Genomic DNA, 23,723 nt, shown 5'->3' with positions numbered 1-23,723 from the left:
AGAGCATCGTGATCACGGTTTCCAGCGGATCGTGATCGCTATTTCCAGCGATCGCGATCGGGGCAGGAGGCGCGCGCCGCTGACAGTCTGCAACCCGGGTAGCTTGGTCTTTTGCCTAACCGCAGAGGATCGAGATGCCGACCGAGAGACTGTCCATGCGCCACATCCGTGAAGTTCTACGCCTGCACTACAGCGTCGGCGTGTCGCAACGCGCCGTTGCCCGCAGCCTGGGCTTGGCCCAGGGCACGGTCAGCAAGTACCTCAACCGAGCCCGCCGCGCCGGTCTGACCTGGCCGCTGCCGCCGGAGCTGGACGACGACGTCCAGCTCGACAACCGCCTGTTTCCGCCGCCTTCTGATCGGCCCAGCGACGAGCGTCCGCATCCAGACTGGGCGCTCGTGCATCGCGAGCTGCGGCGCCCGAACGTCACGCTGATGCTGTTGTGGGAGGAGTATTGCGACGCAAACTCCGACAGCTTCAGCTATGCGTGGTTCTGCGAACGCTACAAGGAGTGGACCGGCCGCCTCAAGCCGACCCTGCGCCAGGTCCATGTCGCCGGCGAGAAGCTGTTCGTCGACTATTCCGGCCATACCATGGAGGTGGTTGACGGGCTCAGCGGCGAGGTGCGCAGCATGCAGATCTTCGTCGCCGTGCTCGGCGCCTCGAACTACACCTATGCCGAAGCCAGCTTCAGCCAGAGCTTGCCGGACTGGATCGCCTCGCACGCTCGGGCCTTTGCCTATTTCGGCGGCGTGGCGCGGCAGACGGTGAGCGACAATCTCAAGGCCGGCATCACCCGGGCTTGCTTTCACGAACCGATGGTCAACCGGACGTATGCAGATCTCGCCCGCCATTACCGCACCGCCATCGTCCCGGCGCGACCGTATCGTCCACGCGACAAAGCCAAGGTCGAAGTCGGGGTCCAAATCGTCGGACGATGGATTCTCGCGCGTCTGCGCAACCGCCGATTCTTCTCCCTCGCCGCCCTCAACGAGGCGATCCACGCACTCCTGGTCGAGCTGAACGACCGACCTCTCCGGAGTTGGGGACGAAGTCGGCGCGACCTGTTCGAAGAGCTCGATCGTCCGGCGCTCACTCCCTTGCCGGATGAACCGTACCAGTATGCCGAGTGGAAGCGCTGCCGGGTCAACCTCGATTATCACATCGAGATCGCCAAGCATTATTACAGCGTCCCTCACAACCTCGTGCGTCAAGAGGTCGAGACCCGCGTCACTCAAAAGACCGTCGAGATTTTCCTGCGCGGCAAGCGGGTGGCGTCGCATCTACGCAGCACCTTGCAGCATCGCCCGACGACGATTGCCGAGCATATGCCGAGCTCGCATCGTCGTTATCGCGACTGGACCCATGAGCGTATTCGTTCCGAAGCCGCCAAGGTAGGCCCCGACGTCGACACCCTGGTCGACGTCATCCTGCGGTCGCGACCGCACCCGGAACAGGGCTTCCGCTCCGCCATCGGCATTCTCGGGCTGGTCAAGCGCTATGGCCAGGAGCGCGTCGACGCCGCCTGCGCCCGTGCCCTGCTGCTCAACGCCCGTTCGTACAAATCGGTCGCCGCCATCCTCAAGAACGGCACCGACAGGACCGCTCCGCCCGCCGACGAGACACCCATCCTCTTCCACGCCAACATCCGCGGCCGCAGTTACTACAATTGATCAGGAGATCAGCATGCTCATTCACCCGACCGTCGATCGCTTGCGCGCCCTCGGCCTCACCGCCATGGCCGATGGCCTCACTGAACTGCAGAATAATCCCGAGGCTGCCGGAATGCCGCATGCCGATTGGCTCGGCCTCCTCGTCGATCGCGAGGCCACCGCCCGCGACAACCGTCGCATCACGCGTCGCTTGACCAGCGCCAAGCTCCGTCAAGCCGCCGCCATCGAGAACGTCGACTATCGCACCGCTCGCGGCCTTGACCGTTCGCTCTTCCAGAACCTCGGCACCTGCCAATGGATCCGCGATGCCAACCACCTGGTCATCGTCGGCCCAACCGGCACCGGCAAGTCCTGGCTTGCCTGTGCACTCGGCAACAAGGCCTGCCGCGATGGCTTTTCCGTCCTCTACAAGCGGGCACCCCGCCTGTTCGCAGATCTCGCGCAGGCGCGCGGCGAAGGCCGTCTGGCGCGCCTGATCGCAGCCCTCGAGCGCGTCAATCTCCTCATTCTTGATGACTGGGGACCCGAACCGCTCACCGCCGAGCAGCGCCGTGATCTGCTCGAGATCGTCGACGATCGCTACGACAAGGGATCGCTGTTGATCACGAGTCAGGTGCCCGTGTCGCAATGGCACGATGTCATTGCCGATCCCACCCTCGGCGATGCGATTTTGGATCGCATCATTCACAATGCCCACCGCATCGAACTCAAGGGCGACAGTCTGCGGCGCCAAGCCGGCGAAAAGAAAAAGCCGTGAGCACCTCGCGCACGATCGTCCCGCCGGCCCACAGGTCCCTCCCGCGCGCGTCGCTGCGTCGCTCGTGGGGGCACTCCGCGCCGCGCACGGGGCCCTCCCATGGACCGCCGGAACGATCTTCGAACCAGCCCGCCAGCCTTGACGAGGAGGCCGTTTGCAGCACACATAAACTCGTCAGTCGTGTTCGTCTCCAGTGATCGCCATCATCTGGAATCCGTGATCACCATCGTCTGGAACGCCTGATCACCATCCCTGGAATGCGCACCCAACGCGGCCCGGCTGCGACGTCCTTCGGTTGGCCAGGATCATCCTGGAGGAATTCGACGCACTCATCGCAACCGCGCGATCCGTTCACAACAGCGAAATCGGCCGTCTGAGCGTCGGCTTCTGCACATCGCTTTCGGCCGGCAATCTGCAAGCCTCCTTACTTGAGTTCAAGGAGCGGTTCCCGCAGATCGCGCTTGCGACGGTTGAACGATCAAGATCACGTTTAGCAGCGGCACTTCGCAACGGAGCCCTTGATCTCCTGATCGTCACGGGGAACTTGCCTTTGTTGGACACCAAAGCCATGTCTCTGTGGAGCGAGCGTGTTCTCGTTGCCTTGCCTCATGACCATCCTCTCAGTTCGCGCGAGACTGTTTATTGGCCCGACCTGCGCGGCGAGACGGTGCTGCTCAGCCACTGCGACCCCGGAAAGGAGCTCGAAGATCTTCTGGTTTCCAAGCTCGTTTCGCCTGAGGCCCGCCCAACAATCGAGCGCCACGACGTCAGTCGCGGCATGATCAAAAGCCTGATCAGCATGAACACAGGAATAAGCCTCGTGCTCGAGTCCGACATAGGTGCAAATTTGGCGGACCTTGTTTACCGAGAGCTGCGCGACGGCGCGGGTGCGAGCCGGTTCGAGTTTTCTGCCTATTGGCGCGCCGACAATGAGAACCCGGCCCTGCAGGAATTCCTGAAGTTACTCTCCGAGCGCTATTCCTGGCCTTCGATCGGTCGCTGACGCGCGCGGCGCGCTTTCCGAAAGGTTCTGTCGGCCGCCATGAACCGAGCCAGCATGGGCGCGATAAGCTTGGCCGGATCTCCGATCGGCTGAGCGGTCTCCTGTGCAAGAATCTCGGCATATGCCACGAGATCCCTGTGCACGCTCGCGGGCAGTTCATGCGTAATCTTGATCGGCTTGTCGTCTTCGACTGCGCCGAGCTTGAGCTTGGCCATCGTCCTCACCCCTTATACGGTTCGAGCACCAGGTCACGGTTGACGATCACCCGTACCGGAAATCCCGGACGAATCGTCAAAGTTGGCTGAATATTGAGATTGCGGCGGACTATCTGCTGGCCTGTTTGATTGATCGAATCCCCAGCTCCACGGCGGAGCGCGGCAATGAGATCGCTGTTGGTATTGCCGCTATCCGCCCCGGAATTCACCTCGGTGCCCACGGAAAGCAGCGTCGAAAGAGCGGCGGCCCCCAACAATTCCTTCCAATGATTGTCGACTTCGTCCTCAAGACCAGAGTAACCTGCCGCATCTGCGCCGGGCTGCCGTTCCAAAACAATCGACCTCCCATTCGGCATGATAAGGCGCGTCCAGACCAGGAGCACGCGCGACTGCCCAAATGCGACCTGGCTATCGTAGCTCCCGATCAGCCTTGCTCCCTGGGGAATAAGGCGAGCTCGCCCGGTAGGAGAATCGTACACCGCTTCTGTGACTTGCGCCGTGATCTGGCCAGGCAGGTCGGAGCGGATTCCTGTGATCAGCGCGGCCGGAATGACCGTTCCGGCCTGAACGACAAAAGGCGAAGCCGGCCTCACAAGGCGATCGGAGCTTGTCGTCCGACGATCGACCGTTGCACTGACGAACGCTAGCTTTCGGTCTTGGCCGTTTTGAGCAAATGCTTCGTCGGATGATGGCGCGGCGCTTGAACGGGCTTCGCTCGATGAAGTGGCAGGGGCTTGTGGCCGGACGTTGGTGCTGGCAAATACCTTGCTGGTCCGTGCCGCTTCGCTCTCCTGGTTGACACGCTGCTGTTCGGCGTCGATACCGAGCGAGCCGGACGTCGAAGATCCCTGTGCTGCGACGATCGGCCGACCGAGATCGCCTGGCAAAGGCGGCCCCAGGCGCGGCACGTCCTTCGGGATCTCGGTATAATCCTTCGGTAAGGTCGCGAGCTGATCGGCGACGTTGTGGTGGTCAGTCGCGTAAAGCTCCTCGGGCGCTGAGTTACCTGACCGTTTCTCCTGCAGCGCCCAGAGCACCGCGCCAGTGATCAGCAACAGCACAAGGGCGCTGCCGCCGATCAGGACCTTCCGCGAGAGGCGCGCAACTTTTGGCGGGTCCGGCCGGAGCCGCAGGGTTTCGGCGATCTCTTCCGGCGACTTATCCCCGGGGCGCTTCCTTTGGTGTATCGATCGCCTGGTCAGTATCGTTCAAAGCGACCTCCCGTCAGTTCGCACGATCCTGACCTTCTGCTGGTGCTCCTCGCCGAGCCTCAGCTCCGCGGCCGCGAACAGCCGGTCAACAATCAGCACATTTCCGTAAGCGCGGTAGTTGACGATTTCAGTTTTGCCGTCTGGCCCGATCACAAAGAGCGGCGGCATCTCGCCCTGACTGACGCCGAGGGAGAACTCGATATAGGTTTTGCGGCCGTCATCATAAGCGTTGACGGGGCGCCACGGCGGGCTGTCGCCCTCGATGGCATAACGGTACCGGCGCGCCGGCAGGTCCGGAATAAAAGGTGCCGGCGGTAAAGCTCGAGTTCGCTCGCCACGATCCCCCGGATAGAACCAGGCCACCGAGGGCATATAGGGCTTTTCTTTGGCGCGAAGTTCGATCAGGTAAGTACGGCGATCAGTATTGACGACGAGGTTGGTCTCGATCGAGGGACGGGTTGGCTTGACCATAATGTGAACGCGGCGGGTGTCGCCGCTGCCACTCTCGGTGTCGCCGACCACCCAGCGAACGGTATCGCCTGCGGCGACCGGTCCTGAGCCGATCAGCTGCTCACCCGGCTCGAGGGCAATGTCCGTAATTTGCCCCGGCGCGGCATAGATCTGGTAGAGCGCGCCCGGACTATAGGAAAACACTTGCACCGCATTGTAGTAGCCGGCTTTGCGAGGCTGCACGCGTGCAGCGTCATTTGCGGTTTCGATGCGCTCGACAGGCTGCTTGGGCTCCGCGCTGTTGCCGCCTCGTGCAGCCTTCCAGGCCGGCGGCACATGCAGCGGTCGCGGGCGATCATGGGCAAGCGCCGGCAAGTCCGGTGCCGGCGGGAGCTCGTTGTCGTAGCTGATTTGCGGCGGCCTGAAAGTCGTGCAGCCGCCGACCGTCGAGACACAGACCAGAAGAGCCAGAGGCAAGCACGGCCGCGCTTTTCGTGACACAGTAACGAGACCTGATGGCATGTTAGCCGAGCTCCTTTGACCAGTTGATCGCGTTGACGTAGATGCCGAGGGGATTTTTGCGTAGGCGATCCAGATCGCGAGGCGTTTCCACGACGATGGCGAGGATCGCGCTCCACCGCTCCGTTGCGGCAAGCTGACCGTTGTCGTAGCGCCGCTCGATCCAGGCCAGGCGAAAGCTCTCAGGGGAGGCCCGGATGACGCTAGACACTTCGATCGCGACTTGCGTTTTGCCGAGCTTGGCGAATGGTTCGTTATTGCGGGCATAATCATTGAGCGCGGCGGCGCCGCGATCGGTCATGAAGTCATAGGCGCGCAGCCAGTTTTCGCGCAGTACGATGGCGTCCATCGGCAGACCACGCACATGCTCGATGAATCGGGCCAGGTGAAACGCTACTTGAGGGTCCGTCGGTTGGTAGCTGGCATTTGCCGGAGCAACCGTCTTAGCTTCCCCCAATTGGTCAACCTCAACCACCCAAGGCGTGATCGTCCCCTGTGCGGATTGCCAAACCAGGGCCGCGGCGAAACCAGCGGACAAGAAGAGGGAGGCAAACGCCATCAGGCGCCAGTTTTTGGCCTGCACTCGCGCAGACCCAATGCGATCATCCCAGACCTGGGCGGCGCGTTGATACGGAGTGACAGGCTCCGGCATGCGGCCATAGTGAACGGCCGATCGTTTGAACATTGTTTGACCTCAAGAGATGCTCAGGAATGGAAATGGTCGATGTGAAGCGTCAGCCGTCTTGTTGGGAGAGGTCGACAGATCCGCCGCCCCCGCCGTGATCGCCCGAACGGATCGCCTGGGTAGCCGCTGATGCGCCATGGCTAATCGTCTGCGCTCGCTTCATCCGACGAACCCAAGCGGGCGCGTCGGACCCAGCGGCGGAAGAGCCCTCTCCTCTACCGGCATGACTCGGCGACCCACGAAGACCAGCGGCGAGCGAACGTAAAGGACTAGCCGCACCTGACGCACTTGCTTCTGCGCCGGACATGCTCCCCGCCCGCGACACGCTCATCGTACCATTTGCAATCGCGCTGCCTCCACGTGCCGCGCCAGCAATCGCGCCTCCGGCGAGACCCGCCGCGCCGGCGGCAAGACCCGCGCCAGCCGCAACAACGCCACCGGCGGCGAGGCCCGTCCCGACAGCGCTTCCGGCGCCAAGCTGCGGACCTCCGGAGACGATGCCGTTGGCAATACCGGGCCCGAAAATCCCGAGCCCAAGAAGTGTGAGCGCACCGAGCACCAGTGCCATCGCGTTCTCGATGGTCGGCTGGTTGCCGCCGAAACCTGCCGTGAACTGCGAGAACAAGGTCGAACCGATGCCGACAATGACGGCCAGGACCAGGACCTTGACGCCGGAGGAAATGACATTGCCAAGCACGCGCTCGGCCGCAAAGGCGGTCTTGCCGAAGAGGCCAAAGGGGATCAGAACGAAGCCGGCAAGTGTCGTCAGCTTGAACTCAATAAGCGTGACGAAAAGCTGGATCGCGAGAATAAAGAAGGCCAACAGCACCACGATCCAGGCGAACAGCAGGACCGCGATCTGCACGAAATTCTCGAAGAAGCTGACATAACCCATGAGCCCCGAGATCGAGTCGAGGATGGGGCGGCCGGCATCAAGGCCAACTTGCGCGATCCGGCCCGGCCGCAGAAAATCTGCCGACGACAGGCTTGTGCCTGAGGCTTTTAGCCCAAGGCCTGCAAAGCTCTCGAAGACGATGCGCGCAAGGCTGTTCCAGTTGCCGATGAGATAGGCAAAAACGCCGACAAACAATGTCTTCTTGACGAGCCGGGCAAGAATCTCCTCATCAGTGCCAAAGGACCAGAACAGGCCCGCGAGCGTGAGGTCGATCGCGGCCAGCGTCGTGGCGAGATAGCCCACTTCGCCTCCGACAAGGCCAAACCCGGAATCAATGTAGCGGGTGAAGGTTTCCAGGAACTGATCGATGACGGAGGTACCACCCATGGCTCACTCGCTTTGGCTTGGAATGGAGGGAAAACCGGACGGCAGGCGACTTTCGTCCTTGCGCGGGACAGGAGAGGGGAATGGCGCCGCGCCTGTCCGGCTGTCCGGATCACCTGTCGATCTACTCCCTCCCAAGAACTGCCTGCGCTGCTCGGCCCAGATCTTCTGGCATTCCAGAAGAGCCTCTTTCTGCTCGTAGGTGACGGTGCGGCATTGCTCGAGCTTTGCTGCGGTCGCATCGGATTTTGACGCGAGATAGACGGAAGATTGGGTCGCGCTCCCGTCCTCACCCAACCGAATGGCGCAGACGCCAACCACCAGGACAGCAAGACCAAGCGCTGCCGCGGCGGGCAGTCGTTCAAGTCGTTTCTTCATGATCAGTGGAACATCTGCACGGTTGTTGGTTGGTAGCCCTGCCCCTGGGTCAGAAAGCGCCGCAGTTGCTCCCTGCCCTGATCCTGCGCAGCTGCGCGCTGGGCAGACTCGAGCGTTTGCGCACGACCTTGCGACGCGACAGTGGCCGTAAGGTCCGCAAGCTGCTGAGCTTGCAACGCAAGGAGCTGGTTGCCGGCCTGACTTGCCTGAAGCGCACCCGATGCGCCCTGGCTCGCCGTCACCAGGGCCGACATTTGGGTGCGGTTGGTGTCGAGATTGCCGACAACACTCGCTTGGACCCGCATGGCGTCCTGCAGCCCGGCAACGGAGTTCTGCCAACGCGTCTGCGCATTTCCGACAAGGAGCCCATTGGACATGCTGACCGATGCCGGCGCATAGGTGGTGGCAAACGCGCGGTCGATCTGCTGGACATCATAGGCAATCCGCTGAGCCTGCGAGAGTAGCTGCTGGGTGCGCTGAATAGATTGCTCGAGCTGTTGCAACGACGAATAAGGCAGGTTCGCCAGGTTCTTCGCCTGATTGATCAGCATCTGCGCTTCGTTCTGGAGCGAGGTGATCTGGTTGTTGATCTGCTGCAGCTCACGCGCGGCGGTCAGCACATTCTGAACGTAGTTGTTGGGATCGAACACAATCCACTGCGCCTTTGCTTCGCCGGGCGCTTGGACCATGGTCATGGCGATGATGCTTGCCGCCAGAATCGGCAGGATACGGTTCATCAGAGCGCTCCCTGTTGGGCGAGCTGCGGAATGAGGTTGCAGGCCCAGCCGAGGTCGCGCGCCTTGAGCCAACCGGTGACGAACTCGTCCCTTCCGTGCTCGGCAAGCACCCGATCGATGACAGCCTGGTCGGCTTTAGACGAGGCGGCCGCAAAGGCGAGCGCGATTTCGCCAAGTCCGAGCTCGAACAGCCGGTTGCCGCGTCGAGATTGGCAGTAGTAGTGTCGCTTGGGGGTGGCGCGGGCAAGGATCTCGATCTGCCGGTCGTTCAGCCCAAACCGCCGGTAAATCGCCATGATCTGCGGCTCGATCGCGCGATCGTTTGGCAACAGGATCCGGGTCGGGCAGCTCTCGATGATGGCAGGCGCGATTTTGGAGCCGTCGATATCGGCAAGCGACTGGGTCGCAAAAACGACGGAGGCGTTCTTCTTGCGAAGCGTTTTGAGCCATTCGCGGAGCTTGCCGGCAAAATCGGCATCATCGAGCGCGAGCCAGCCTTCGTCGATGATGAGCAGTGTCGGACGGCCGTCTAAGCGGTCCTCGATCCGGTGAAACAGATAGGCCAGAACTGCGGGCGCCACAGAGGTCCCAATCAATCCGTCGGTCTCGAACACCTGGACGGAGGCTTCACCCAGCCGTTCGTGCTCGCCGTCCAGCAACCGCGCGTATGGCCCACCGAGGCAGTAGGGCTGGAGGGCGCGCTTGAGAGCATTGGATTGCAGGAGAACGGAGAGCCCAGTCAGCGTCCGCTCCGTAACCGGCGCCGAGGCGAGCGAGGTCAATGCCGACCAGACATGATCCTTAGTCTCAGGCGTGACCTCGATCCGCTCGCGCGTCAGGATCGATGCAATCCAGTCGGATGCCCAGCCTCGCTCGCCGAGATCGTCGATGCGCGCGAGCGGCTGGAGGGCGACGAGTTCTGACGATTCGAGCGCGCCACCGAGATCATGCCAGTCGCCCCCCATGGCGATGGCCGATGCGCGGATCGAGCCGCCGAAGTCAAACGCAATGATCTGCGCCGCGCTGTAGCGTCGGAACTGCAGCGCCATAAGCGCCAGCAGGACCGACTTGCCGGCGCCCGTCGGTCCGATGACCAGCGTGTGGCCGACATCTCCGACATGCAGAGAAAACCGGAATGGCGTGGAACCTTCGGTCTTGCCGAAGAACAATGGGGGCGCCTTGAGGTGGTGATCCCTCACCTCTCCGGCCCATATCGCAGATAACGGGATCATATGGGCGAGGTTCAGGGTCGAGACCGGGGGCTGGCGGACGTTTGCGTAAGTTTGTCCAGGCAGGCTGCCGAGCCACGCTTCGACGGCATTGACCGTCTCGGCCATGCAAGTGAAGTCCCGGCCCTGGATGACCTTTTCGGCGAGGCGGAGCTTTTCGTCGGCTGCGCGCGGATCCCTGTCCCAGACCGTGACCGTTGCGGTGACGAAGACCTCGCCGATCTGATCCGAACCCAATTCCTGGAGCGCACTATCGGCATCCATCGCCTTGTTGTGGGCATCGGTGTCCAAAAGCGCGGAGGCCTCGTTCGTCATCACTTCCTTCAGGATCGAGGCGATCGATTTGCGCTTGGCAAACCATTGCCGCCTGATCCTGGTGAGGAGCTTGGTGGCATCTGTCTTGTCGAGCATGATAGCCCGCGTCGACCAGCGATACGGGAATACCAGCCTGTTCAGCTCGTCGAGAATCCCGGGCGTGGTCACGGTTGGGAACCCCACGAGCGTCAGAACGCGCAGATGCGCGTCGCCCAGCATGGGTTCAAGACCGCCTACCAGCGGTTGATCGGCCAGCAGCGCATCGAGGTACATCGGGATTTCTGGCACGCGCACGCGGTGCCGTTTGGTCGAGACCGTCGAATGCAGGTAGGTGAGCGTTTGCTCGTCATCAAGCCAGCCGCATTCCGGCATGAAACCCTCGACCAGCTGCAGCACGCGGCTGGTCCGGTCACTAAAGCCGGCGATCACCTCGCGTGCATCCGCTCCCGCAGCGCGCTGGCCGCCCTCGTACAGCAAGCGCTCTGCTGCCGCAGCACTCTCCGCCGGAGGCAGATAAAGGAAAGTCAGGTAGTAGCTCGATTCGTAATGACTGCCGGCTTCTTCGAATTGCGCTTTGCGCTCCGCATCCACCAGCGCCGAGGCGACGTCCGGGAATGTATCCGGCGGATAGCGTCCGGCCGAATGCCGCTGCGCCTCGACGAACACGGCCCACCCCGATCCGAGGCGACGGAGTGCATTGTTGAGGCGGCCAGCGACCGCAACAAGCTCGGCAGGCACGGAGCTGTCGAGATCCGGCCCTCTGAACCGGGCCGTTCGCTGAAACGATCCATCTTTGTTGAGGATGATCCCTTCGTCGACCAGGGCGGCCCAGGGCAGGAAGTCGGCAAGACGTGTGCTTGAACGGCGGTATTCGGCAAGATTCATCATGGGACGACTTCAGGTGCTAAGGTGAGCGGGAATGCGAACATGCCGGCGCACGACTTCTACGAATTCCGGATCGCGCTTTGCGGCCCAGACCGCAGCCATGTGACCCACGAAGGCGAAGAGAAGGCCGGCCAGCCACATGCGCAGGCCGAGACCGAGTGCGGCGGCCAGTGTGCCGTTGAGAATGGCAACCGCGCGCGGCGCGCCGCCCATCAGTATCGGTTCGGTGAGCGCGCGGTGGACGGGAGCCACAAATCCCGGGACTGGCTCGTCCATCAGATCACCACTCCGCCGCCGAATGAGAAGAACGACAGGAAGAAGCTCGATGCGGCGAATGCGATCGACAGGCCAAACACGATCTGGACTAGCCGCCGGAAACCACCCGAGGTGTCGCCAAAGGCGAGCGACAGCCCGGTCACGATGATGATGATGACGGCAATGATCTTTGCGACCGGACCTTCGACCGATTGCAGGATTTGGTTCAGCGGCTGCTCCCAAGGCATGTTCGAGCCGGCAGCCCAGGCCGGCGCGCTGGCGAGGGAAAGTGTGGCGAATGCTGCAATTGAGATGAAACCGGGCGCGAGAGAGGCTCGTGTGGTCATGACTGATCTCCGATGTTCGAAAGGCTGTAGTCGCCTGATGATCCAAGGCCGTTGACGCACGCGAGTTCGCTCAAACGCCGTTCGCCACCACGGCCAGAGAGCACGGCGATGACGTTGATGGTTTCTGCGATCAGCGCACGCGGGACGGTGATGACGGCTTCCTGGACCAGCTGCTCGAGCCGCCGCAGCGCGCCAAGCGAGGTGCCCGCGTGGATCGTGCCGATGCCGCCGGGATGTCCTGTGCCCCAGGCTTTCAAGAGATCGAGGGCTTCGGCCCCACGGACCTCGCCGATCGGAATGCGATCAGGGCGCAGGCGAAGAGAGGAGCGCACAAGATCGGAGAGCGAGATCACGCCGTCCTTGGTCCGCAGCGCCACCAGGTTCGGTACCCTGCACTGAAGCTCCCGGGTATCTTCGATGAGAACGACGCGGTCCGATCCTTTGGCAACCTCGGCAAGCAGCGCATTTGTCAGCGTGGTCTTCCCGGTCGAGGTGCCGCCGGCGACCAGGATGTTCTTCCGTGCGGCGACCGCATTGCGAAGCGCGCTCGCTTGGCTCACGTTCATGATGCCTGCGGCGACATAGTCGTCCAGGCCGAACACGGCGATCGCCGGTTTGCGGATCGCAAACGTCGGCGCGGCAACAACCGGCGGCAGCAATCCTTCGAAACGTTCCCCCGTTTCCGGCAGCTCAGCCGAAATCCGGGGCGAGCCGGGATGAACTTCTGCTCCTACATAGTGCGCGACCAGTCGGACGATTCGTTCGCCATCCGGCGCCGGAAGGCTCTCTCCCGTGTCTGTAAGCCCGCTCGACAATCGGTCGATCCATAGCCGCCCGTCGGGATTGAGCATCACCTCCACAACGGTCTGATCTTCCAAAAAGCCGGCAATGGCCGGCCCAAGGGCGGTGCGGAGCATGCGCGCCCCGCGCAACTCGGCTTCCGAATGAAATGAATGTATCGCCACGGCTGCCCCACATGATCGAGGCCCTGCCCTTCAGTGGCCTCATGTGAGACAAGTAGAAAAAGCAGATCCTACGCTATCGCAAGACAGGATCATCACCGTCGTAGTCTGGCGTAGAAACGACAAGAGTCGGAAAGGAAGGTTCGGTAAGCTCGTGTTCGGCGCGCCGAAAAAGGCGAGCTCGTTAGCATCGGCCCGTCAAGCTCGCGTCACCACTCTAGGTGTTCATCCGCCTCCAGGATCGCGGCCTCGCTCGCTAGGATAGCGGCATGAGCCGAGCTCCAGCCGCAGGCCGGTTGGAGTATGGCCGAAGTCCTACCTTTCCCTTTCCGGCTTCGAAACCATGGAACGGCAAACCAGGCGAGCGCCGCCAGCTGTAGCAGCACGATCAATCCGAACGCGGTCTGGCAGGCAATCAAAGCGTGGTTTGCCGGCCTCAACGGGCCATCGCTCAAGAATCAGTCCCGTCCCCTACTGCACGATGAAGGCCCAGCCAAATTGCAGGACGTTCAAACCACCATTCGCGCGCGCGACCAGTTGGGGCGGGAAATAATCTCCTATGATGGCGTAGGTCAGAGCGGTGGCCGACCCGGCCACCGACACGACGCACCACGGCAGAAGTGAGGGCCAGGGCGGATGCAGGATGAGGACGATCTCCGCTCCGAAAAAAAGAGCCGCGACGGCCGCGAACAGCACTTCCATATTCCTGCCACGACTGCGCACCCGGTTTGCAAGCACGCCCAAGGCTAGCGCCCCCAGACTCAAAACGGTCGCCATCACGACCGGCGCCGACCCGATGCAGGCCGCCGACAGGGGCAATCCGCCAGAAGCCTTGATCAGACTAGATGGTTTTCAGCGCGGCCGGTTTCGTGGTGTCTGGTCGACTATCGACTCGTTCGGGAGCGACCGGATAGATCAAAATGGCAGAAAGCGCGCTTGCGGCAGCCAGCACCGCGAACCAGGCCGCGCAAGCTTATCCTGTCCAGGAGCACCTCGGCAGGAGCGGTTGCCGTCACCGCGCCCAAATGAACCCAGCATGATCATAAAGCCATTGATGAGAGCCAACCGTTCTCTAGGAAACCAGAGGAGGATCATTTTCAGCCCCGAGGTCAGCGCTGCAGCACTCCCAAGTCAGGATTCGCGCTGACCATGAGAAGCGAAACGAATCCCATCGACAGTCCAAAGAGCGCTGCCCCCGCTGCTGCCACAGCCAAGAGCAAGCTCTGGACCCGGCGCGCCCGTAGCGACCAATAACATGCCAATCGGAACTGGCTCGCCATGATGACCAGGAAATAGATTGACGTGAGCAGCCCGACATCAGCAGCGCCGAGCCCGAGATCGGAGCCTAGGAGCCCACCGATCAGCGTATTGATCGTTCGGAAAAGGTATACAAGGTAGTACCCGGCCGCGAAGGGAAGAAAGACGCAGGCGATAAGCCGCCACACAGCGACCGGCTCGATGCGTGCTACAAGCGTTGTTTGCGTCGCAAGCCCCTTCTGCACGCTTCTGGCGTTTTGGCCATTGCGCTCAACAGAACGAACTGGACAGGAAAGTTCAGATTGCTCCCGCCCCTCCGCGGCGGCAGCGCTCGGCTCGAATCCCCCTCTACACCGGGTGCGGACGAACTCTCCTGAACCACTTCTTCTACAGTTCGCCTCTGTGACACACTGCCGCCAGTTTCAGAGGCGCGCCAGCTTGCCTTCCGAGCGGATCAATCGTCTCCTGGATCAATAGCTGGCTAGGCCGCGCCCTGCGCTCGACCTGGTCGACCAAAACCTTGAAGCGCTATTGGCCGAGCAGGCGGGCGTCCTGCTGCTGGGATGACTGCATGGCGCGCCGTAACGGTGAGGTGATAGTGCGCATGAGGGTCACTATCTGCCCAACTCGGGAAATCTTCAATTGGTGTAAATGCTTAGGAGATCTGCATGGAATTCCGTCCGCTTCACGACCGCGTCGTGGTCAAGCGCATTGACGCAGAAGAAAAGACCGCTGGCGGCATCATCATTCCGGACACTGCCAAGGAAAAGCCTTCGCAAGGTGAAGTCATCGCCGTCGGCCCCGGCGGCCGCGACGAGAGCGGCAAGCTGATCCCGATTGACGTCCTGGTCGGCGACCGCGTCCTGTTCGGCAAGTGGTCAGGCACCGAGGTCAAGATCGACGGCCAGGAGCTGTTGATCATGAAAGAGAGCGACATCCTGGGCGTTCTCACCGACGTGTCCGCCAAGAAGAAGGCCGCCTAAACCATCGCTCGCACCGCTCATCCTGAGGAGCGCCTGCTGGGCGTCGCCAAGGGTGAGACCAAGTAAAACATTCAGGAAAACCCACATGTCAGCCAAAGAAGTCAAGTTCGGCGTAGACGCCCGCGACCGCATGTTGCGCGGGGTCGATATTCTCAACAACGCGGTAAAGGTCACGCTCGGTCCGAAGGGCCGCAACGTCGTGCTCCATGCAGTTCGACCGTGGCTACATCTCGCCCTACTTCGTCACCAACGCCGACAAGATGCGCGTTGAGATGGACGACGCCTACATCCTCATCAACGAGAAGAAGCTCTCCTCGCTGAACGAGCTGCTCCCGCTGCTCGAGGCCGTGGTGCAGACCGGCAAGCCGCTGGTCATCGTCGCCGAGGAGGTCGAAGGCGAGGCTTTGGCCACGCTCGTCGTCAACCGTCTGCGCGGCGGTCTGAAGGTCGCGGCCGTCAAGGCTCCGGGCTTCGGCGATCGCCGCAAGGCCATGCTGCAGGACATCGCGATCCTGACCGGCGGCCAGGCCATCTCGGAAGATCTCGGCATCAAGCTTGAGAACGTCACGCTCAACATGCTCGGTCGCGCCAAGAAGGTGATGATCGACAAGGAGAACACCACGATCGTCAACGGCGCCGGCAAGAAGGCCGACATCGAGGCGCGCGTGGCCCAGATCAAGGCGCAGATCGAGGAAACCACCTCGGACTACGACCGTGAGAAGCTCCAGGAGCGTCTCGCCAAGCTCGCGGGCGGCGTCGCGGTGATCCGCGTCGGCGGCGCGACTGAGGTCGAGGTGAAGGAGCGCAAGGATCGCGTTGATGACGCGATGCATGCGACCCGCGCGGCTGTCGAGGAAGGCATCGTCCCGGGCGGCGGCGTCGCCCTGCTCCGTGCTTCCGAGCAGCTCAAGGGCCTGCGCACCAAGAACGACGACCAGAAGACCGGCGTCGAGATCGTGCGCAAGGCGCTGTCCGCGCCCGCTCGCCAGATCGCGATCAACGCCGGTGAAGACGGCTCGGTGATCGTCGGCAAGATCCTGGAGAAGGAGCAATACGCCTACGGCTTCGACTCGCAGACGGGCGAGTATGGCAACCTGGTCAGAAGGCATCATCGACCCGACCAAGGTGGTCCGTACCGCGATCCAGAACGCAGCCTCCGTGGCGGCCCTGCTGATCACCACGGAAGCCATGGTCGCCGAGCTGCCCAAGAAGAGCGGCGCCGGTCCGGCGATGCCCCCGGGCGGCGGCATGGGCGGCATGGACTTCTGATGAACTCTCTCTAAAATGCGACCCCGGCAGAAAAATGCCGGGGTCATTTTTTGCTCGCGACTTTTTCAGTTCGTTGTTCTGATCTCGCGCTATGCGCTGCGGAAATGACGATCAGCAGTTGCTAGACGTTCCGCTTGGGGTTTCGCGAGTCTGCTGGTAGGCATGTCACCGGTTGACAAGCGGATGATGGCCGTTTTGCACAGTCTTTCCCTGCGGCTTCAACATCGGCGGCTTGGCAAGGCGAACACCTGAGAACGCGCCCTCGCGGTACACCATTAGCGCTACTGACTAAATAGCATCGTTCCCGCGCTTTTCCATCGCTGTAAACGGATGCGCGAGCCAGGTGGTGGTCTCCCGGAAGGCGCGATCCTCATCTCGCCTAATTTGGGCCGATCTGTTGCGCCGTCCACAATCAGAGACATCGCCAACTCAATCCAGACGGAAGATCTTTCGCCCAAGCGCTACAATTTCCCGGTCGGTCGGAGGATTACTTGTCTCGACGTGCAGCGTGAGATCCGGCCTGTTCACTCTCAGAAAGTTCATCAGCTCGGTCTTCTCGGTCCCCGGCCCGATAATCAGCAGATCGGTGCAGCTACTCAGGGCCCAACCTACCCTGACGACAAAGGTCGGATCGTCCTTCACGTCGGCAGAGCCAGTATTCGTTTGGCAATCACGACCCTGGGGCGCCAAATGCGCGCGTACGGCCATCGCGCTGACGCCCGTTGAGCCTATGGAGAATACCTTGGCAATGAGCTGGTCGATCCACACGACCGCATGCGAATGAACCTGAGTTGTCTTTTTGCTCATGAATGGGTTCCGTTGCCTTTCGTCATTTACCTCTCCGTCGGGGCGCAAGGCCGCACGCAAATTCCGTGCGACTGGCGGGTGCAATCATGGCTCGAGTGATGAGGCGTAAACCGTCTCGCCACGTTGATGTAGCCGGAACAGATCGCGTTGACCGCCTGCCGCAAAGCGAGTGCTGCGACTTCATCGAGCGTCACGAGCAGGCGGCCACTGACGATGCCGCTGATGTTCGCTTCATTTGGCAGCTTTAGCTTGATCGGTCCGTTGGGCCCCAAGAGCAAATACTCGCGTTCGATGGACTTATGGAGCGCATGGCGCCGGTCGCATGAACTTTGCGTTCATTATCCCTCAGCACGAAGGGTACAGCCACGGCATCGGTCGGCTCCCCACGGAAGATCTCGCGCGCTTGAACGAGCGGCTGAGCGCGCTCGAGCTCCTTCACGACGATAGGGTAGCCCGCCTGCGTCAGGGTCCCTTCTCCCCAATCTCCTGCGATGAGAACCGTGTGGCCGTCGACCCAGCTGACGGCCTGCTTTCCCGCCGGAATACCGAAACGGGTGTGACTACGACCTTAGTGTCCCGGTCGAACTCTCGGACGAGCAGCGTCCTTACGGCCATCACAAAGCGGGACGAGGCACAGACGCTCTTCGGGCGGCGAGAAGCACCTGATACGCCATGGTTCGCAACGCGCAGCAGTTGTGAGGCAAGAATGGCTGTCAAGCCTGGTACGCTGCCAGATGCCGCGCACATGGTTTTCGTCTCGGCAGAAATTGCTGAGACCTCGCCGCTCCAACGAAACATATGGAATCCGGTCTTTGGCGTGAAGCATGCTGAGCGCCTCCTCATAGAAGCGGCCATTGTGGGGATCTGATTGGAGCACGCCGAGCGTCTTGTCATTCTCGGCCCGGGCCCAGGCCACTGCGCGCGGCGCTTCGATTTCCTCGAGCCAAAGGAAGGGATCATCCACCTGGGCCGCAGGGGCCGACTTCTGGGGCACCGCCGTGAACGACAAACACGTCAGTGAGAGCAACACGGGGGCGAGGAGCGAGTGTTTCATAGGAGTGATCCTGAACTAGGGTCTGTTGGGATTCATCTGGAGTTTATCGCGGCCGCGGCCAGATAGATCATTGAAGTGAAGCTCTGGTCGGTCTTGTCGGCGCGCATTGCGATGCGCTTGAATTCCTTGAGCTTGCCGAAGAAGTTCTCGATGAGATGCCGCCATTTGTACATCTCCTTGTCGATGGCGAGAGGCTGTGCACGGCGCGGATGCTGGGAGATGACGACTTTGGCGCCACGCGCTTCGAGTTCGGCGATGATGGCGTTGCTATCGAAGGCCTTATCAGCGATCAGCGCGTTGAAGGCCAATCCCTCGATGAGCGGCGACACGCCCACCGTATCGAAACGCTGTCCCGGCAGGAGCACGAAGCGCACGAGATTGCCGAGCGCATCGGTGAGCGCCAGAATTTTGGTGGTCATGCCGCCTTTCGAGCGGCCGATCGCCTGGCTTTGCGTCCCCCTTTTGCGCCCTGACCGTGGCGGTGGACCTTGACGATGGTGGCGTCGACCATGGCGTATTCCATGTCGGGATCGTCGGAGATGGCCTCGAACAGCCGCTTCCAGACATCCGCCTTCACCCAGTCGCGAAAGCGCGTGAATGTGCTATTCCAGTGGCCGAACATCGCCGGCAGATCCCGCCAGGGACTGCCGGTTCGGGCGACCCACAGAACGGCCTCGACAAACAGTCGGTTGTCCTTGCCGCTGCGGCCCGGATCTCCCGGCTTGCCAAGACAATGCGGCTCCATCTTCGCCCATTGGGCGTCAGTCAAAACGAATCGGTCCATCCCAAGCTTGAATCACAACCAAGCCCCGATGAGAATCCTGAATCCCAACAGACCCTAGGTTGGCCGCCCAGCTCGCGCGACTTGCGAGCTGGCCGGAAGCGGACAGATGACATACATCCGGTCTTGACAGCGGACATGCGGGGAACCGGGCCCGCCGGTCCGAACGAAGCAAATAGTGTGCCGCCTCAAAATTGGAGGTTCTCCAGTCTCTCGGTCTCGCATTGACTCAAACCTGACAACACTAACTTCGAACTATTGTGATGAGTTTACGCTTTTCACCGATGGAGCAGAGATGCCCTGCCCTGGCATTTCACAGACCCGTCCGTCACCGCGCTAGAAGCATTTATGGCGCGCCTACGAAGTGACCTCGCACTCCGCGGGGTCGATCAGAATTATTTGGCGCAAGGCACCCTTAGGACTCCACATAGCCAATCACCTGCGCAGGTTCCCCCGAGTGAGAACGAGAACTGTCTCCACGGAATCAGGCACAGGCTCTCGGCTTTCGTCAAAAACGTCAGGGCAACGTCTCTTGGTGGTTCACTGCGAGCGCCGCCACCAGCGGCCGCTCGCTACTCACCGGCCTCCGAGATCGGCGGCATGCCAGGGGTAGGTTGGTCTTACCGGTCGGCAGCAGCCGTCGTGATCTCCCGACTCTGCGGTGGTCCGACGCTGACAGGGTGCCAAGGTCGCAAGCGTTGAAATGCTGCGAATTGCAGAACGACTGCCGTCTCGGCGGGTTCGTCAACCGCGGCAAATCCTCCGCGCGAGGGCCGTTCTTGACACGTGCCGTTTGCAGGCTGCAATAATCAAAGATCTCGAGCATGGCGCGATTCGCCTTTCGACACGCGCTTGATCACGGCAACCGTGTGTTGGCGCACGGAAGGATTCCTTGAACCAAATTGGCCAAACACTGATGCCCTGCCGCCGGTCCGTGCTCGCGCGCATGGCGCGCCAAGAGCCGCGTCGTCCACAACTCATGCGGATAGCCGCGGATAGCTGTGATCCTTCGCCTTGTCGCACGCCAGCGACACCAACCAGGCCTTGGCCTCAGCCGTGATCGTTGGCTCCTTGCCTGGTCGCGGACGATCGTCGAGGGCCGCCAGCGGGGCCGTCGGCCAGCGCCCGCTCGACACAGCGTTGCACCGTCTGATGATAGACCCAAGTCTATGGCCCACTGCGCAGAACGAAGGATTTTCCCGATACGCCAGCAGCATCTGCGCCCGCGACACCCGGCTCGCCAGTTCGATCCTCGACCGCCAAAGTGTTGTCAAGGTCGCAATCTCTTCATCGCTCATTGCCCATTCGACCGCTCGCCGCCATCCTGCCATGATACAGCTCCTCGTTGCGCCGACCGAAAACGAGGAATCCGCCAACAACCCGTCCGTTCCACCAATCAGCCTGCTCCAGGAGCGCAGGCTTCATGGAATCGGTCGTCTAGATCCTGCGCAGGCAAGCGCCTATTTTGCGGTGGCGGGGCTCGACCGCCGTGTCTAAGTGATGATCGCCTTCATTGGCGATCATCATGGGGCGCAGGTGGGCGAGCCGATCCAAGATCCTGCCGAGCCCCCCTTCGACCTACCATGCCGATCGAGCCAAGCTGTCAGCGCGCGCCCGGCGGCACGCGGCGCCGAAGATCGAGGTTCGGCGCGTCTTCAATCAGAACTTCTCCGTGTACGGAGTGCGCAAGGTCTGGCGCCAGCTCAAGCGCAGAGATCTTCCATATTGCGCGTTCCACAGTCTCGCCATTAATGCGGGACATGGGTTTGCAAGAAACCCTCTGCGGCAAGCTCGTCAAGGCCATGATACGTCAACCGCCAGTTCCAGTCGTCACGACCGAATGCCCTTTGGCACTCCGACTTCACCTATCTCGCGACCTGGACCGGCTCCGTCTACGTCGCCTTTGTCATCGACGCCTATGCTCGAAGGATCGTGGGCTGGCGGGCCTAGCGCACGACAAGCGCCGGCTTCGTGCTCGATGCGCTGGAGCAGGTCCTGCGGCGGCCGGTACGTCGCGGGGGCTCGTGCACCATAGCGACAGGGGCCGCCCAGAACCTCTCGATCAAATACACCGAGTGCCTGGCTGAAGTGGGCGCGGAGCTATCTGTCGGCAGTTTCGGAGATCCTATGACGACGCTCTCGCCAGAACCATCAACGGCCTTCACAAGGCCGAGGTGATCCACGGCCGGGCCATGGCGAAGCTTCTAGGCTGTCGAATTTCCACCCTCCAACGGGTCGATTGGTCAACAACCGACGGCTCCTGGAGCCCATCGCAAACATTCCCTCGGGCCGGCGCCGGACAACCAGCCATGGCAGCATAACTCAAACCAAATGGCCTTGAGGGCAAGCCCGGGGCGGTACACCTTGCTTAATATGCCGACCCTGCCGGGTCGTTGAGCTTGTGGCACTCGGTTCCGTTGAGGGGCGGGTTAAAGATACTAACGAGGATCATATCCCTGTCTCGCCCCCCGCGCAGAAGATGCTTGTCATGCTTGTCTAGCACATACATGTCGCCCTTGCGAATGGAGAAGATATTGCCGTCCATATCCTCCACCTCGCCCTCTCCGGCGATGCAGTAGCAGGCTTCGAGATGATTACGGTATTGCAGAAGCGAGATGGTCTTAGCGCGCACTACGGTGTGGCAGATGCTAAAGCCCATGCCGTCCTTAGCCGTCAGGAGGCGGTGGCTAGTACCATTGCCCCAATCGACGAAGTGATCGGTCGCTTCGACATCGTGCAGGCTCCGCACAATCATATTGTTTGATTCCAGGAATACAGGTGCAAGTCACCATTGTAAAAGCGCGGAGGCCATTGTTCTGAACTAGAAGCGCGGCTTCCGCGCGCTCCCCAAGCGGAAAGCCAAGGTATGGCTATTTGGACCGGACAGGCCGGCAAGAATCTGCCAACCATGTCCTCCACTGCCATTCGCCCCATTCCTGAAACGGCGCCGTCCTGGCCTCGCCGGGAAGCCGTAGCCCAATCATGAGAGGAGAGATCTCGCCACGATGGCGCGCGCGGCGGCCGCGGTAGTATCAGGATCGATTGAGCAAGTTTCATCTGAACTCTTAGAAGTGAGCTGCTAGATCGTTATGGTCGCAACGGATGCCCCCTCTCAAGCAACCGATGTGCCAACGACGTTCTGAAAACACTCCTGAAAAAACAATGCGCCTCTCGTTGCGCTAGCTGGCGTCCTGCCGTCACGCTTGCGACATCGATGTCTTGAACGAGACACAGCTCAACACAGGGCCGCGGAGGGTCAATGGTGACGATTGCGCCAGGTTCCAGCGCGGATGGCAGGTGAAGGAGAACTCGGACGGGGTGTTCCATCCGAGGCGCGAGTGTGGTCGCGCGTCGTTGTACAACAAGACTTGAGAACGCCCACGGGACCGTTTGCCGTGAGGTTCTGTACCGGCTTCACCCTTGGGCAGGCCGTGAGGTTTTCGTTCATGCCGAGAGAAAAATCCAAGATCATCGTAGACATTCTGAATTTCCATTGGCTTCCACTCCCGGGCTATAGACAGCCTAAGCATAAGTGATACAGATGAACTAGCATTACAGTTGTCTTTTTGATTTGAAGTGAGCGCGTTGAGCGGCAGCCTGATGAGCTCTGCGCCAGAATGACCATGCGATGATGCGTGCGGGTTGAATACGCTTTCGAGCAAGTCTGATGGCAATGCGGCGGATTTCCTGGATTGACCAACGGATCAGTGGCGGTGTGGTTATGCTTTGGCTTTTGCCGGGGGGCGACGTTTCGTTTTTGTGGGCGGTGGCGGATTAGCGCGATGTCGGATCGCGGCCATCATGGCGAAGGCGAGCATCACCAAGGACACATGACGGTGCCAGCCGTGCCAGGATCTGCTCTCGTTGTGATCGAGCCCAAACTCGTTTTTTCGCGGTTTCAAAGCTGTCCTCGATTGCCCATCGATGGCCTTCGACCGCGACCAGCGTTTCAATTGATGTTCCCGCTGGGCACCAGGTGGTGAAGAAGGCGAGGTCATCATCGGCGATGCGACGACGGATTAGTAGACCGCGCGTCCATAAACCATCATTTGCGCTGTTGAACTGCTCGGCCTCGAGATCGGCCAATTCGAGCTAACACAAGTCGTGCAGCCGCGGTCCCTTGGTTCTGGCTCCCGCCGACAGGCGCTTCCAGTCGGACGGGCGCCGCGTCTGGGCGAGGTCTGCAGCCGTACCGGCGACCGGCGGTCGCTTGCCCCAGGATCGGAACACATGAGCGCTGCTGACCCCAAGCACGTAGCCCTTGCCTGCCCGACGTAGTTGCTGTTCGATGTCGCCAACACCGTAGACCGTATCACCGGCAACCCACTTGAATGGTACAGACGCGGCTATCGCACGTGCGATCATTCTCGTCGCAAGCTTTGGCTTGGTCGCAAAGCCGACATCGGCCGGCACATATGCGCCTTCCAGACGATCTGGATCGTCGGTCCATTCCTTCGGAAGATACAACGCGCGATCGATGAACGCATGATTATGACGCGAAACGTAGGTAGCGTAGACGCCGATCTGGCGGTTCGTAATCTTCCCTGCCGAACCAATGTATTGCCGCGCCACTCCGCATGACGCTTTGCCCTGCTTGAGAAAGCCGGTCTGTCAATCGGCGTTCAAATTTGGCGCTGACTCACTTTTGATGAAGTTCAAGCGCCGGCTCGCG

Annotated in this window: 22 protein-coding genes, 3 pseudogenes and 1 other annotated feature; of the genes and pseudogenes, 8 read left to right on the top strand and 17 right to left on the bottom strand. The window is 61.3% G+C overall.

Annotation, left to right across the window (positions count from 1 at the left end; genetic code table 11):
* The first annotated feature begins 134 nt into the window (after positions 1-134).
* The 3 genes from istA to ACVWW3_RS36590 all read left to right on the top strand — a co-directional run bounded on the left by istA (position 135) and on the right by ACVWW3_RS36590 (position 3,433).
* Positions 135-1,673, top strand: coding sequence for an IS21 family transposase (istA, locus tag ACVWW3_RS36600; protein ID WP_456647450.1), 1,539 nt, complete (start codon positions 135-137; stop codon positions 1,671-1,673).
* Between the two features lie 13 nt (positions 1,674-1,686).
* Positions 1,687-2,430, top strand: coding sequence for an IS21-like element helper ATPase IstB (gene istB / locus ACVWW3_RS36595; protein WP_456647451.1), 744 nt, complete (start codon positions 1,687-1,689; stop codon positions 2,428-2,430).
* Between the two features lie 295 nt (positions 2,431-2,725).
* Positions 2,726-3,433 carry a LysR family substrate-binding domain-containing protein gene (locus tag ACVWW3_RS36590; RefSeq protein ID WP_456651469.1) on the top strand — a complete coding sequence of 236 codons (708 nt, stop codon included), beginning with the start codon at positions 2,726-2,728 and terminating at the stop codon, positions 3,431-3,433.
* Here the strand turns inward: ACVWW3_RS36590 and ACVWW3_RS36585 are convergent.
* From ACVWW3_RS36585 to ACVWW3_RS36525, 13 genes are all read right to left on the bottom strand, one after another.
* On the bottom strand, positions 3,406-3,648 hold the full coding sequence (locus tag ACVWW3_RS36585; protein WP_456651470.1) for a DUF2274 domain-containing protein: 243 nt from the start codon (positions 3,646-3,648) through the stop codon (positions 3,406-3,408). The two genes, ACVWW3_RS36590 and ACVWW3_RS36585, sit on opposite strands and share 28 nt — an antisense overlap.
* Positions 3,649-3,653: 5 nt before the next feature.
* Positions 3,654-4,835: a TrbI/VirB10 family protein gene (locus ACVWW3_RS36580; RefSeq protein WP_456672441.1), complete on the bottom strand. Its 1,182-nt coding sequence runs from the start codon at positions 4,833-4,835 to the stop codon at positions 3,654-3,656.
* A gap of 21 nt (positions 4,836-4,856) precedes the next feature.
* On the bottom strand, positions 4,857-5,831 hold the full coding sequence (gene trbG, locus ACVWW3_RS36575; RefSeq protein ID WP_456672328.1) for a P-type conjugative transfer protein TrbG: 975 nt from the start codon (positions 5,829-5,831) through the stop codon (positions 4,857-4,859).
* A 1-nt stretch (position 5,832) separates the two neighbouring features.
* Positions 5,833-6,513 carry a conjugal transfer protein TrbF gene (gene trbF, locus ACVWW3_RS36570; protein ID WP_456651472.1) on the bottom strand — a complete coding sequence of 227 codons (681 nt, stop codon included), beginning with the start codon at positions 6,511-6,513 and terminating at the stop codon, positions 5,833-5,835.
* 49 nt (positions 6,514-6,562) lie between these two features.
* Positions 6,563-7,795, bottom strand: a complete 1,233-nt coding sequence (gene trbL, locus ACVWW3_RS36565; protein ID WP_456651473.1) for a P-type conjugative transfer protein TrbL — start codon at positions 7,793-7,795, stop codon at positions 6,563-6,565.
* A 3-nt stretch (positions 7,796-7,798) separates the two neighbouring features.
* Entirely contained in the window at positions 7,799-8,170 is a 372-nt protein-coding gene (gene trbK-alt, locus ACVWW3_RS36560) for a putative entry exclusion protein TrbK-alt (protein WP_456651474.1), read from the bottom strand.
* Between the two features lie 2 nt (positions 8,171-8,172).
* The gene (gene trbJ, locus ACVWW3_RS36555; protein WP_456651475.1) at positions 8,173-8,907 is read right to left on the bottom strand and encodes a P-type conjugative transfer protein TrbJ; all 735 of its coding nucleotides are present in this window, start codon (positions 8,905-8,907) and stop codon (positions 8,173-8,175) included.
* A complete protein-coding gene (gene trbE / locus ACVWW3_RS36550; RefSeq protein WP_456651476.1) occupies positions 8,907-11,339 on the bottom strand; it encodes a conjugal transfer protein TrbE in 2,433 nt (810 codons plus the stop codon). The genes trbJ and trbE overlap by 1 nt, the downstream gene beginning before the upstream one ends.
* Before the next feature lie 9 nt (positions 11,340-11,348).
* A complete protein-coding gene (locus ACVWW3_RS36545) occupies positions 11,349-11,612 on the bottom strand; it encodes a VirB3 family type IV secretion system protein (RefSeq protein WP_456651477.1) in 264 nt (87 codons plus the stop codon).
* A complete protein-coding gene (locus ACVWW3_RS36540) occupies positions 11,612-11,938 on the bottom strand; it encodes a TrbC/VirB2 family protein (RefSeq protein WP_456651478.1) in 327 nt (108 codons plus the stop codon). The genes ACVWW3_RS36545 and ACVWW3_RS36540 overlap by 1 nt, the downstream gene beginning before the upstream one ends.
* Positions 11,935-12,855 (bottom strand): P-type conjugative transfer ATPase TrbB, encoded by a 921-nt coding sequence (gene trbB / locus ACVWW3_RS36535; RefSeq protein ID WP_456651479.1) that lies wholly within the window; start codon positions 12,853-12,855, stop codon positions 11,935-11,937. Before trbB ends, ACVWW3_RS36540 begins: the two co-directional genes overlap by 4 nt.
* 516 nt (positions 12,856-13,371) lie before the next feature.
* Positions 13,372-13,677, bottom strand: a complete 306-nt coding sequence (locus ACVWW3_RS36530) for a hypothetical protein (protein ID WP_456651480.1) — start codon at positions 13,675-13,677, stop codon at positions 13,372-13,374.
* A gap of 332 nt (positions 13,678-14,009) precedes the next feature.
* On the bottom strand, positions 14,010-14,402 hold the full coding sequence (locus ACVWW3_RS36525) for a hypothetical protein (RefSeq protein ID WP_456651481.1): 393 nt from the start codon (positions 14,400-14,402) through the stop codon (positions 14,010-14,012).
* A 423-nt stretch (positions 14,403-14,825) separates the two neighbouring features.
* On the opposite strand from ACVWW3_RS36525, the gene groES reads away from it, so the two are divergent.
* Entirely contained in the window at positions 14,826-15,140 is a 315-nt protein-coding gene (groES, locus tag ACVWW3_RS36520; RefSeq protein ID WP_247350375.1) for a co-chaperone GroES, read from the top strand.
* Positions 15,141-15,346: 206 nt separating this feature from the next.
* Positions 15,347-16,409: pseudogene (groEL, locus tag ACVWW3_RS36515) on the top strand (chaperonin GroEL); the annotation flags it as partial.
* Positions 16,410-16,838: 429 nt separating this feature from the next.
* Here groEL and ACVWW3_RS36510 read toward each other — a convergent pair.
* On the bottom strand, positions 16,839-17,216 hold the full coding sequence (locus ACVWW3_RS36510; RefSeq protein ID WP_456651482.1) for a hypothetical protein: 378 nt from the start codon (positions 17,214-17,216) through the stop codon (positions 16,839-16,841).
* Positions 17,217-17,922: 706 nt separating this feature from the next.
* Between ACVWW3_RS36510 and ACVWW3_RS36505 the strand changes: the two genes are divergently transcribed.
* The gene (locus tag ACVWW3_RS36505; protein WP_456651483.1) at positions 17,923-18,084 is read left to right on the top strand and encodes a hypothetical protein; all 162 of its coding nucleotides are present in this window, start codon (positions 17,923-17,925) and stop codon (positions 18,082-18,084) included.
* A gap of 218 nt (positions 18,085-18,302) precedes the next feature.
* Here ACVWW3_RS36505 and ACVWW3_RS36500 read toward each other — a convergent pair.
* A protein-coding gene (locus ACVWW3_RS36500) for an IS5 family transposase (RefSeq protein ID WP_456672327.1) occupies positions 18,303-19,054 on the bottom strand; the annotation gives its coding sequence in 2 pieces (ribosomal slippage) (positions 18,303-18,724 and positions 18,724-19,054; 753 coding nt in all).
* A gap of 1,137 nt (positions 19,055-20,191) precedes the next feature.
* Here ACVWW3_RS36500 and ACVWW3_RS36495 point away from each other — a divergent pair.
* A complete protein-coding gene (locus tag ACVWW3_RS36495; RefSeq protein WP_456652147.1) occupies positions 20,192-20,548 on the top strand; it encodes a hypothetical protein in 357 nt (118 codons plus the stop codon).
* Positions 20,509-20,624, top strand: a sequence feature (AL1L pseudoknot). (Overlaps the previous gene by 40 nt.)
* Positions 20,515-21,392: pseudogene (locus tag ACVWW3_RS36490) on the top strand (IS3 family transposase); the annotation flags it as partial. (Overlaps the previous feature by 110 nt.) The gene ACVWW3_RS36495 and the pseudogene ACVWW3_RS36490, both read left to right, overlap by 34 nt.
* A 27-nt stretch (positions 21,393-21,419) precedes the next feature.
* On the opposite strand, the gene ACVWW3_RS36485 reads toward ACVWW3_RS36490, so the two are convergent.
* Both ACVWW3_RS36485 and ACVWW3_RS36480 read right to left on the bottom strand, forming a co-directional pair.
* Positions 21,420-21,806: an ectoine synthase gene (locus ACVWW3_RS36485; RefSeq protein WP_456651484.1), complete on the bottom strand. Its 387-nt coding sequence runs from the start codon at positions 21,804-21,806 to the stop codon at positions 21,420-21,422.
* 964 nt (positions 21,807-22,770) lie between these two features.
* Positions 22,771-23,662: pseudogene (locus ACVWW3_RS36480) on the bottom strand (IS701 family transposase); the annotation flags it as partial.
* Positions 23,663-23,723: the final 61 nt, after the last annotated feature.

The sequence above is a fragment of the Bradyrhizobium sp. LM2.9 genome, from assembly GCF_054056555.1.
This window is presented reverse-complemented; position numbering and strand designations above follow the sequence as displayed.